The 11,451-nt window shown below is 34.6% G+C and carries 10 protein-coding genes; 5 read left to right on the top strand and 5 right to left on the bottom strand.

The window, feature by feature from the left end; genetic code table 11:
* Positions 1 to 34 precede the first annotated feature (34 nt).
* Entirely contained in the window at positions 35 to 265 is a 231-nt protein-coding gene (locus tag B3C16_RS07255; protein ID WP_121312226.1) for a DUF6341 family protein, read from the top strand.
* Here B3C16_RS07255 and purD read toward each other — a convergent pair.
* Positions 257 to 1,531 (bottom strand): phosphoribosylamine--glycine ligase, encoded by a 1,275-nt coding sequence (gene purD / locus B3C16_RS07260; RefSeq protein ID WP_291130368.1) that lies wholly within the window; start codon positions 1,529 to 1,531, stop codon positions 257 to 259. The genes B3C16_RS07255 and purD overlap by 9 nt on opposite strands.
* Before the next feature lie 105 nt (positions 1,532 to 1,636).
* Between purD and B3C16_RS07265 the strand changes: the two genes are divergently transcribed.
* From B3C16_RS07265 to B3C16_RS07280, 4 genes are read left to right on the top strand one after another with little or no spacing between them, the layout of a single operon-like run.
* Positions 1,637 to 2,962 carry a T9SS type A sorting domain-containing protein gene (locus B3C16_RS07265; RefSeq protein ID WP_121312224.1) on the top strand — a complete coding sequence of 442 codons (1,326 nt, stop codon included), beginning with the start codon at positions 1,637 to 1,639 and terminating at the stop codon, positions 2,960 to 2,962.
* 57 nt (positions 2,963 to 3,019) lie between these two features.
* The gene (locus tag B3C16_RS07270; protein WP_121312223.1) at positions 3,020 to 4,333 is read left to right on the top strand and encodes a phenylacetate--CoA ligase family protein; all 1,314 of its coding nucleotides are present in this window, start codon (positions 3,020 to 3,022) and stop codon (positions 4,331 to 4,333) included.
* A 3-nt stretch (positions 4,334 to 4,336) separates the two neighbouring features.
* Entirely contained in the window at positions 4,337 to 5,422 is a 1,086-nt protein-coding gene (wecB, locus tag B3C16_RS07275) for a non-hydrolyzing UDP-N-acetylglucosamine 2-epimerase (protein ID WP_291130373.1), read from the top strand.
* 37 nt (positions 5,423 to 5,459) lie between these two features.
* Entirely contained in the window at positions 5,460 to 6,644 is a 1,185-nt protein-coding gene (locus B3C16_RS07280; protein ID WP_291130376.1) for a glycosyltransferase family 4 protein, read from the top strand.
* Here the strand turns inward: B3C16_RS07280 and B3C16_RS07285 are convergent.
* The 4 genes from B3C16_RS07285 to B3C16_RS07300 are packed head-to-tail and all read right to left on the bottom strand — an operon-like array spanning position 6,641 to position 11,405.
* Positions 6,641 to 8,008: an undecaprenyl-phosphate glucose phosphotransferase gene (locus B3C16_RS07285; protein ID WP_291130379.1), complete on the bottom strand. Its 1,368-nt coding sequence runs from the start codon at positions 8,006 to 8,008 to the stop codon at positions 6,641 to 6,643. The genes B3C16_RS07280 and B3C16_RS07285 overlap by 4 nt on opposite strands.
* Before the next feature lie 6 nt (positions 8,009 to 8,014).
* On the bottom strand, positions 8,015 to 8,998 hold the full coding sequence (locus B3C16_RS07290; protein WP_121312219.1) for a UDP-glucuronic acid decarboxylase family protein: 984 nt from the start codon (positions 8,996 to 8,998) through the stop codon (positions 8,015 to 8,017).
* Between the two features lie 6 nt (positions 8,999 to 9,004).
* Positions 9,005 to 10,357 (bottom strand): O-antigen ligase family protein, encoded by a 1,353-nt coding sequence (locus B3C16_RS07295; protein WP_291130383.1) that lies wholly within the window; start codon positions 10,355 to 10,357, stop codon positions 9,005 to 9,007.
* Entirely contained in the window at positions 10,290 to 11,405 is a 1,116-nt protein-coding gene (locus B3C16_RS07300; RefSeq protein ID WP_121312217.1) for a DUF1972 domain-containing protein, read from the bottom strand. The genes B3C16_RS07295 and B3C16_RS07300 overlap by 68 nt, the downstream gene beginning before the upstream one ends.
* Positions 11,406 to 11,451: the final 46 nt, after the last annotated feature.

Here is an 11,451-nt window from a genome sequence, read left to right on the forward strand (position 1 = left end):
ATACATTTGTGCTGTAAATATAACATTTTATAAAATGAAAGCATTTTTTGAAGGCATTCAAACTTTATTCGTAGACTTTTTATTCAAACCACTAGATTGGTTGCGCGCATTAGAATTAAGCAATTGGTGGTTAGCCAATATCATTAGTTGGGTTTTAATCATTGTTTGTTGCAAATACATCGTTTACTGGTGTAAAGAATTGAAGAAGCATCAAGACAACAACGAAGAAAACCAAGACACTACGGCTCATTCTTTCTTAAGCTAGATCGAAACCGATATCTTTTCTAAAATACATCTTATCAAAATGTAGCTTGTCTATATTTTGGTAAGATTTTTTTATGGCCTCTTGAAAGTTGTCTCCAAAAGAAGTGACTACCAACACTCTTCCACCGTTGGTTACTATTTTGCCGTTTTCGATTTTAGTTCCGGCGTGAAAAACTAATGAATCTTCTACATTTTCAATTCCGGTAATTTCAAAACCTTTTCCGTAATCTTCTGGATATCCGCCAGAAACTACCATAATTGTGGTCGCGCTTCTTGGGTCGATTTCTAAAGTAACGTCATCTAGTTTTTGATTCGCAACCGCCTGAAATAATTCCACTAAATCTGATTGGATTCTTGGCATTACGACTTCGGTTTCCGGATCGCCCATTCTTACGTTGTATTCGATTACCATTGGTTCACCTTTGACAATGATTAATCCGATGAACACAAAACCTTTGTATTCGATTCCGTCTTTTTGCAAACCTTCAACAGTTGGTTTTACAACTCTGGTTTCTATTTTTTCCAATAAAATTTTATCCGCAAAAGGCACTGGTGAAACAGCACCCATTCCGCCGGTATTTAATCCGGTGTCACCTTCGCCTATTCTTTTGTAATCTTTGGCCGTTGGTAACATTTTGTAATTTTTACCATCAGTCAAAACAAAGCAACTCAATTCGATACCGTCTAAAAATTCTTCTATAACCACTTTTGAACTGGCGGTTCCAAATTTGGCATGAACCAACATATTTCGCAATTCGGTTTTAGCTTCTTCTAAATCATTGAGAATTAAAACGCCTTTTCCGGCAGCCAATCCATCTGCTTTTAAAACATATGGTGGTTGTAGTGTTTCTAAAAACCTGCATCCTTTTTCAACTGTTTCTGAAGTAAAACTGTCATAAGCCGCTGTTGGAATTTTATGTTTGATTAAGAATTCTTTGGCAAACTCTTTACTTCCTTCTAATTGTGCGCCAATTTTTGACGGTCCAATTACCGGAACATGATTTATGTCGTTGTCGTTTTTAAAAAAATCATAAATGCCAAGAACCAAAGGATCTTCTGGTCCAACAACCACCATGTCAATCTTTTCTTTAATTACAAACGCTTTGATGCTCTCAAAATCTGTTGGGCTAAAAAAAACATTGGTAGCAATTACAGCCGTGCCAGCGTTTCCTGGTGCAACAAAGAGTTTTTCGCACTGTGGACTTTGAAGTAATTTATAGGATAAGGCGTGTTCTCGACCTCCGGAACCAAGTAGTAAAATTGTCATTTTTAATGTTGTGTGTTGTGTTAAAAGTATGCAAAAATACAAGTATTCTTTTTTTGTTCCTCAATTTTGATTAATTTAGTTGCGAAATAAAAAAACTATACTCAAATGAAAAAAATTTTACTTTCTTTTTCTCTACTTATTTTAGGATTTAGTTCGAATGCTCAATCATGGAACGCACAAGCAACCGGTTTTGACTTTCTAAGCAGAGGTCTTTCAGAAATTCATATTGTAAATTCTAGTACAGTCTGGGCATTAGCTTATGATGGATTAGACGCAGAAAATGTAATTCAAGAGTTTACGATGACTACCGATGGAGGAAATACATGGACTCCTGGAACTATTAATGTTGGTGACCCAGCTTTATCCATTAACAATATCGCTCCAATTAGTGCTACTACTGCTTGGGTAAGTGCACTGACTCCAACTGTAGGAAATAATGGTGTTATTTACAAAACTACAGATGGTGGTGTTAGTTGGGAACAACAAAATGCCGGCGCTTTTAATGCTGCAAGTTCATTTATCAATGGGGTTCATTTTTTTGATGCTAATAATGGTGTTTCTTTCGGAGATCCAGTTGGTGGCGAATTTGAAATCTATACAACTTCAGATGGTGGTGAAACATGGACTTTAGTACCGGGAGCAAATATCCCAAATCCTCTAGGTTCAGGCGCATCAATTGAATATGGATACAATGGCGGAAACGCTGCAATTGGTAATACTATTTGGTTGGTAACCAGCAAAGGAAGAATTTTAAAATCTTCTAACATGGGACTTAATTGGACTGTTTCTCAAGCACCGGTGACTGATTTTGCCGGAACAGCACAAAGTGCAAGATTAACCATGAGTTCTCTTACTAATGGTTGTTTGTTAAAAACTGCCGGGACAACTTACACATTTTATAAAACCACTGACGGTGGTGCCACTTGGGATGCAGGAACTCCATTTACCGGAGCTTATAGAGTTTTGACTTATGTTCCTGGAACTACAACTTTAGTTGCTACATCAGCTGGAACGCCATCTGGTTCTGCCTATAGTAGTGATAATGGTACTACATGGATTCCAATTGATTCAGGAGAACAAAGAGGTACTGTTACTTTCTTAGATGGTTCTACAGGATGGTGTGCAGGATTTAATGAAGATCCTTTTACAGGTGGTGTATTTAAATTTTCCGGAACGTTATCTAACAATGATTTTAATACCAGTAAGTTTAGAGTATATCCAAATCCAGCTACTTCATTTGTAAATTTACAAACGGAAGGTTTAGATTCATACACTTTAAAAGTTACCGATTTATCAGGAAAAGTAATGGTTACAAGAGAATTCAATGGTGTTGAAAACACTCTTGACATTTCAAATTATGCCGCTGGTGTTTATTTCTTTGAAATTAATTCAGCAAGCAAATCAGAAACTATTAAGATTATAAAAAATTAATACTAATAAAATAGTATTTTTAAGGGCTGACATTTGTTAGCCCTTTTTTTTTACTTTATGCTCAACATCTTCAACTTATCGCTTCAACTCAATGGCTATCCGATGAAGGATGCCCAAGCTGAATTTGAAAAAATTCAATCCTTAAACGAAGCAAACTATGAAAGCTATTTAACTGAAAAAAGAAAAGAAATTGTAGCTTTTCATCTTAAACACAATACTTCCTACAAAGAATTAATTGGGGATAGAATGTCAGATAATTGGAATAAACTTCCGATAATGACCAAAAAAGATTTTCAAAAACCATTATCACAAAGACTTTCTGAGGGTTATAATCTCAAAAATGTCTATGTCAATAAAACATCCGGTTCCAGTGGTGATCCATTCATTTTTGCTAAAGATAAATTCTCTCACGCTTTAACCTGGGTCAATATTTTTGACCGATTTGGATGGTTTGGGATAGATTTCAATTCGTCTTTACAAGCTCGTTTTTATGGAATTCCGTTAGATTTTATAGGCAACACCAAAGAACGTTTCAAAGATTTTTTAAGCCATCGTTATCGCTTTCCTATTTTTGATTTATCAGATAAAGTTTTGGAAACCGTACTGGAAAAATTCAAACAAAAACGTTTCGATTATATCAATGGCTACACTAGTTCGATAGTATTGTTTGCCAAATTTTTGCAACAAAAAAACATCCTTTTAAAAACCGTTTGTCCAACTTTGAAATGTTGTGTTGTTACTTCGGAAATGTTATTCGATGATGATAAAAAACTACTCGAAAAACAATTTGGTGTTCCGGTAGTCAATGAATACGGCGCTTCCGAATTGGATTTGATAGCTTTTCAAAATCCTGACGGCGAATGGCAAGTCAATTCTGAAACTTTATTCGTAGAGATTTTAGACGATGATAATGCTGTTTTACCTAATGGAAAAGAAGGCCGAATAGTAATTACGTCTTTATACAACAAAGCACATCCTTTCATCCGATATGATATTGGTGATGTTGGGATTTTAGACGAAAAAAGCACGTTCAAAAAACCAATTCTTAAAAAATTAATCGGAAGAACTAATGATATTGCCATTTTGCCAAGCGGTAAAAAATCTCCGGGATTGACTTTTTATTATGTAACCAAAAGCATTATTGAAGACGATGGAAATGTAAAAGAATTTGTCATTAAACAAACGAAAATCGATACTTTTGATATTGAATACGTCAGTAAAATCGAATTGACATCAATACAAATAAAAAATATTGAAAAAGCCATTGCCACCTATTTGGAAAGTGGTTTAACGTTCAAATTCACCCGAAAATCAACATTAGAAAGAAGCAAAAGCGGCAAATTGAAGCAGTTTATTTCGACAGTAAAATAATTTATGAAAATCACCATAATTGCAGGCGCCAGACCCAATTTTATCAAAATCGCTCCCATCATCAAAGCGATTGAAAAAAAACAATCCAAAGGAACAAACATTTCTTATCGGTTGGTTCATACCGGTCAACACTATGATAAAAATCTCAGTGAAACCTTTTTTGAAGAGCTGAATATTCCGCAACCGGATGCCAATTTGGAAGTCAAAAGTGGGACTCAAGCGGAACAAACTGCTGCCATTATGACGGCTTTTGAAAAAGAATTAATCCAAAATCCGAGCGATTTGGTTTTGGTCGTAGGCGATGTCAACTCGACTATGGCTTGCGCAATTGTTGCCAAAAAACTCAATGTAAAAGTGGCACATGTCGAAGCCGGAATTCGTTCCGGAGATATGACTATGCCCGAAGAAATCAACCGAATTGTAACCGATAGTATTACCGATTATTTCTTCACAACTTCAACAACCGCCTCAGAAAATCTTATAAAATATGGTGCCAATGCAACGCACATTCACTTTGTCGGCAATGTGATGATCGACACTTTATATCAAAACCTCACTAGAATTTCGCCACCGCAATTTTGGGATGAATTTGGTTTAGTCAAGAATAATTACGTCATTCTGACTTTACATCGGCCTTCGAATGTTGACGAAGAAAAATCGTTGATTGCGTTGCTGCAAGGCATTGATAAAATGGTTGGCGACAAGAAGATAGTTTTTCCGATTCATCCGCGAACTAAAGCAATTTTGGGCGAAACCAAACTGACCCTAAAAAATATCCTCTTGGTAGAACCTCAAGGCTATTTGAATTTTATGTTTCTGATTCAAAACAGTTTTGCTGTGATTACGGATTCGGGCGGAATTTCTGAAGAAACTACGGTTTTAGGAATCCCATGTTTTACGATGCGAACAACTACTGAAAGACCTGAAACTATAAAAATTGGAACGAATAATTTAGTTGGAACTTCTATTGAAAATTTAACTTTAGAATTTGCAAAATTTCTAAAAAATGGTTTGTCAAAAAGAGGAATTCCTGAACTTTGGGACGGATGCGCCTCAGATCGAATTGTTGCTGTTTTGCTAACCAAATAATCTCTCGCACAAGCGCAAAGTTTAATATTGTTCTTCCATGAAAGAAATTCTAATCATATCCAATTATTATCCGCCCGAAAAAGGTGCCGCTGCGAACAGAATTGAGCAATTGGCTTTGAAATTACATCAAAATAATTATAAAGTTGCTGTAGTTTGTCCGTTAGGAAATTATCCCAAAGGCGAATTGTTTCCGGAGTATAAAGGTAAATTTTCTGTAACCGAAAATCGAGATAATATTACCGTGAAGCGACTTTGGATTTATCCCAGTGTCAGCAAAAACATTTTGGTTAGAATTGTTTCCATATTGTCTTTTTCATTGAGTTTGTTCTTTTATTTATTGTTCAAAAAAACACCTAAAAAAGTAATCGTTCAATCACCGCCGTTATTGCTTTCCTTTATTTCGGTTTTGGTGCTTTCGCTTAAAAACAAAAAAATAATTCTAAATGTATCCGATTTGTGGCCCTTGGCTGCAATCGAATTAGAGGCTTTAAAAGCAGGTTCCTTTTCGCATAAGCTTTCATTATTTTTTGAGCGATTTATTTATAAAAAAGCCTCTTTAATTTTGGGACAATCCAATGAAATTATTACGCATGTAAAAACCATTACTCCTGAAAAAGAATGCTTTTTATATCGAAATTATCCTGACCATCAAGTGTCTGAAATGGAATTGAAAACCGTCGAAAATCAACCGATTAAAATTTTTTATGCCGGATTGTTAGGCGTAGCCCAAGGCGTTTTAGAACTATGTGAAAAAATCAATTTAAAGGACTTAAATGTTGAACTGCATCTGTTTGGCGATGGTGCAGAGAAAAACCAAATAGAAGTGCTTATTTCGAGTAAAAAAGAACAAAAAATATTCTTCCACGGAATGATGGAACGAAAAGAGTTGCATGAAACTTTAAAAACTTTTGACATTGCCATTGTTCCTTTGAAAACCAGGATTTACGGATCAGTTCCTTCTAAAATTTTTGAATATGGTTCTTTGGGATTTCCTATCCTTTATTTTGGCGGTGGCGAAGGAGAAACAATAGTCGAAGAGCACAATATAGGTTGGGTTGCAAAAGTGGAAGATTTTCAAGATTTGAACCAAAAACTGGTTGCCATTTCAAAGATGAGCAAATCCGATTTGGATGAAATGAAACTAAAAATTTTCCATACCGCCAAAACTGCTTTTCATTTAGACAACCAAATTAAAGATTTGGTAGCGAAAAAGGTTTTTTAATATGCTTTTTCTTCTCCTTTGAAGATGTTAATTACCGTTTGAAAAATGATTTTCAAGTCCATGATGATTGACCAATTTTCTATGTAAAAAACATCAAGTTTGATACGATTGACCATATCTTCTTCGGTTTCGATTTCACCTCTGAATCCTTTGACTTGTGCCAATCCGGTAATTCCGGGTTTTACATAGTGTCGAACCATGTATTTCTTGATTTTACTGGCGTAGGCTTTATTTTGAGACCATAAGTGTGGTCTTGGTCCAACAACGGACATATCACCTAATAACACATTGAAAAACTGAGGCAATTCGTCCATACTGGTCTTTCTCATCAGTTTACCCATTCGGGTAACTCTAGGGTCATTTTTAGAGGCTTCTTTTTCGGTAAATCCATTGACTTGCATCGAACGGAATTTGTAACAAAAAAATTCTTCTTCATCTAATCCCGGTCTTCCTTGTTTAAAAAACACCGGCCCTTTTGATTCTAATTTTATTAAAATAGCCAGTACAGGAATCAGCCATGACAATATGAAAACAATCACGCATAATGAAAATGCTATATCAAAAGCGCGTTTGAAACCCTTAATAAGGGGATTATGTAATTGTGTTTTTTGTAAGGAAAGAACAGGGAATAATTCGTAATAATCGACTTTTAGATTTTTGGAGAATATCTCTTTTGAATCGGGAATAAACTTTATCGCCTTTTTATTATCGTCTGCAAACTCCACTAACTCTTTTAGTTTTTCGTTAGAAATTTCATTTAAGGAGCAATAGATTTCGTCTATTTTATTTTCAATGGTGTATTTTTTCAGGTCTTCTATTTTACCTATAATTTCAGGATTTTGTTTCTTATCTGAAAAATAACCATAAAATCGATAGCCATAGTCTTTTCTGTTTTCGAATACTTCTTTTAAACGAATGGCTTCCGGCGTGTAGCCAATGATTACGGCATTTCTGAAGTTACTTCCCGTTACAATTCGGTATTTCTTTAAATAAAAAAACAAAAAATATTTAAACGTCAGTATGATCACAAAGCTCAAGGTGATAAAAATAGCAATCGCACTACCACTAAAAATTGCCGTTTTGGCAAAAGGAAAAAAGGCGATAACTACGAGTAAAAAGAGACTGAATTGCTTGACCAGTTTCGTAATAATCTCAACCGGTGTGGTAAACCTAAACACTTCATAGTATTTTACAATTACAGCAATCAGAAACCAGGTAAATGTTTGATATAGCAAATAGTAAAACTCGTTAAGTTTCAATTCACTAAAGAAATACAAACTCAATGTTATTACTACAATCAGATCGAATAAAATGCTTATCGGTCTTATGTATTTTGAATATCTTCCTGTTTGCTGTGCAACCATAAAATACTAATGGATATATCCTTTAAAATCTTTGTGCTCTTCTTTTAAAAGTTCTTCGTTCGAAAGGGATTTGAAATAATCGTAAGTTAATTTCATTCCTTCGTCTCTCTTTACTTTGGCTTCCCATCCCAAAATTTCTTTGGCTTTGGTGGTATCAGGTTGGCGCTGTAAAGGATCATTTATCGGGAGTGGATGATACACTACTTTTTGATTGGTTCCTGTTAGTTTTATGATTTCGTCTGCAAAATCTTTAATGGTGATTTCATCAGGATTTCCAATATTAACCGGATACACATAATCTGAATGGAGTAATCTGAAAATACCTTCTACTTGGTCTGTTACATAACAAAACGAACGCGTTTGGCTTCCGTCTCCAAAAATCGTTAAATCTTCACCTCTCAAAGCTTGTCCGATAAAAGCGGGAATTACACGACCGTCATTGAGTCGCATTCTTGGACCATAAGTATTAAAAATTCTAACGATTCTGGTTTCTACACCGTGAAAAGTATGGTAAGCCATAGTTATCGATTCTTGAAAACGCTTCGCTTCATCATAAACACCTCTTGGGCCGATGGTATTAACGTTTCCGTAATATTCCTCTGTTTGAGGATGAACCAATGGATCGCCGTATACTTCTGAAGTGGAAGCAATAAGAATTCTGGCTTTCTTAACTCTGGCCAAACCTAAGAGATTGTGAGTTCCCAGTGAGCCTACTTTTAGTGTTTGAATTGGAATTTTCAGATAATCTATAGGACTTGCGGGTGAAGCAAAATGAAGGATATAGTCGATTTTTCCCGGTACATGAACAAACTTAGTCACATCATGATGATAAAACTCAAAGTTTCTATCTTTAAATAAATGCTCAATGTTTTTCAAATCTCCTGTAATTAAATTATCCATTCCAATTACAAAATAGCCTTCTGCTATAAACCTATCACAAAGATGGGAACCTAAAAAACCTGCCGCTCCGGTAATTAATATTCTTTTCATATAATTTTATGCTGCTTTGGAATTATTTATTGTAATTCCGGAATTAAAAAGACAATACATTATCGTAAAATACACTACGCCTCTTTGTCTCCATAAAAATGATTCCGTCAAAAATAAACTTATCATTAGAATTGCGAAAGCAAAATGGACAAAATCTTTCGATTTGTATGCGATTTTAACGTTAATAACAAACATTAACAACAATAATACAAAACCTAAAATACCTAATTCGGCGAAATTTTGAATATACTGGTTGTGAAAATTTTTGGCTTGATAGCCTTCTGTTTCGTCATTACCCATGAAAAGATTGTAATGCTTTGCCTTTTCTTCAATTTTTGGATAAGAAGCATTTAGTCCAAAACCGGTTAAAAATACATTTTCTTCACATAACAATTCTGTAAAAATTCTAAATTGGTATACCCTAAAAGCTGTTCCCGGAAAGTAATCATTTGGTGTGAAAGTCTCATTTGACCATGCTTCTTTCAAACTTACATAATGAACTCCGACCGGAACTCCTTCTATGACATTAGCACTTAAACTTTTATTGGTATTGGTTTGAAATTCTTGTTGGAATCTAGTTTTTATTCTGCCAAACGAAAAAATTAAGCCGATGATTAGACCGAAGACGATTAAGTTTCGCAAGCGCAGTTTGTGTGATGCTTTTGAAAAAAAGAAAAGATGAAGTATGACCAATAAAATAAATACCAAAATAATATTTTTTGAAGAAAGCAACAGTACAAAACCAAAAAGCAATACCGATAAAAAAATATCCATTCTCGATTTTATTTCCTTGGTGAAAAAATAGAAAAAGGCTACGGCCACAAATACAGAAACATGAATCGCATTGAGCAATTTAGGCACTAATCCAAAATTATCTTCGTTGGTTCCATGATAGAAAAATACTCTAAAATCTTGTAAAACGAAATAGCGAATAACTGCTCTTATCAGATAATAAACCACCAAAATGGCAATAAAATAGCTGTAATAAGAGATGATTTTCTTTTTTTCATCTTTAGAAAAATCTTTGATAAACAAAAAGCCTAATGGGATAATCAGTAACGAAACTTCCTTTGATAAGGCTGACAAAGTGCTCTCTTTATCGATGGACCAAAAATAGGATGCTGCCATTAAAGCATAGAGTAATATTGGTAAAATCAAATGGCTTTGAAAGAAAAAATTAGCTTTTCGGAAGTTAATTACGGCTACTGCAAAAAACAATCCTAAAGCAATGTTATTCATTGCGTAACTCAGCGGAACGGTAACTAAGACTAAAAGTACAGGAATAAAAGACCTATTTTCTTTGCTTTCTTTTATCAGATTTTGAAAAACATTCTTCAAAGAGTTGTAAGTATTCCCCATTTATTTTTTCCCAATTAAATTCATTGACGATAGCGTCAAAATTGTTTTGAACTAATTGCAAGTTATCATTTTTTTTGATAGTATTCAGAATATTTTTTACCTCTTTGGCATTAGAAAAATAATGACTATTCTCTTTTAAAATACCTTTATTAAAGTCGTTATGGTGAGCAATTACCAATGCTTTTGAGGCCATTGCCTCTAACAATGACGGATTGGTACCGCCAACCGAATGTCCGTGGAAATATAAATTTGAAAAGTAGCGAAGGTTATTTAAATGTTCCAAATTGTACAGACCACCGATGAAACGAATATTTTGATGGGCTTTGAATTTGTTTTTCAAATAGTCGCCATATTTGGTTTGGTGTTTTCCAATAACAAGAATAGGGGTTTTATCTTCGTTCATCGCAACGCCTTCCAAAACCATATCAAGGTTGTTTTCAGGTTCGAAGCGCGCCATTATCATATTGTATTGTTCTTTTTCGACGTCATATTCTTTGAGAATGGCTTCATCGGGATTGGCAAAAGGGTAAGCTCCGTAAGCAATATAAGTTGACTCTTTTTTGTATTTCTGTAGCAAGAACGTTTGAATTCCCAACGAATCCGAAACTAAAAAATCGCTGCTGTTGGCAGCTAATCTTTCGGCAAATCTCAGGAATTGCTGAACCGGTTTGGAATACTTGGTTCTTTTCCACTCTAAACCATCCATATTGGTGATGATAATTGATTTTTTTGGTAGCAAAAAATACCAAATAGAGTTACTGGTATAGCCCAATTGCAAAATGATGTCAAAATCTCTTTTTCGAGAATCCATGATGCAATTGTAATCATAAATAAATTGTCCAAAAGTTCCCATTTTGTGTTCGGGATCGTATTGGTGAATGATATTTACACCATGAAAATATTTTTCCTGAAAAGGATGGTCGTGTGAATTATAGCAATACACTTCGTGACCTTGTTCAACCAGATATACCGAAAAAAATTCGGCAAATTGTTCAAAACCTCCGTAATAATTGGGCACACCACGAGTTCCTAGTATGGCTATTTTCATGCAGAAAATTTTTTTTTTAAAGGTGCAAAAATAGGGATTTAAATAC

Source organism: Flavobacterium sp. UBA7682, assembly GCF_002482945.1.
Lineage (GTDB): Bacteria > Bacteroidota > Bacteroidia > Flavobacteriales > Flavobacteriaceae > Flavobacterium.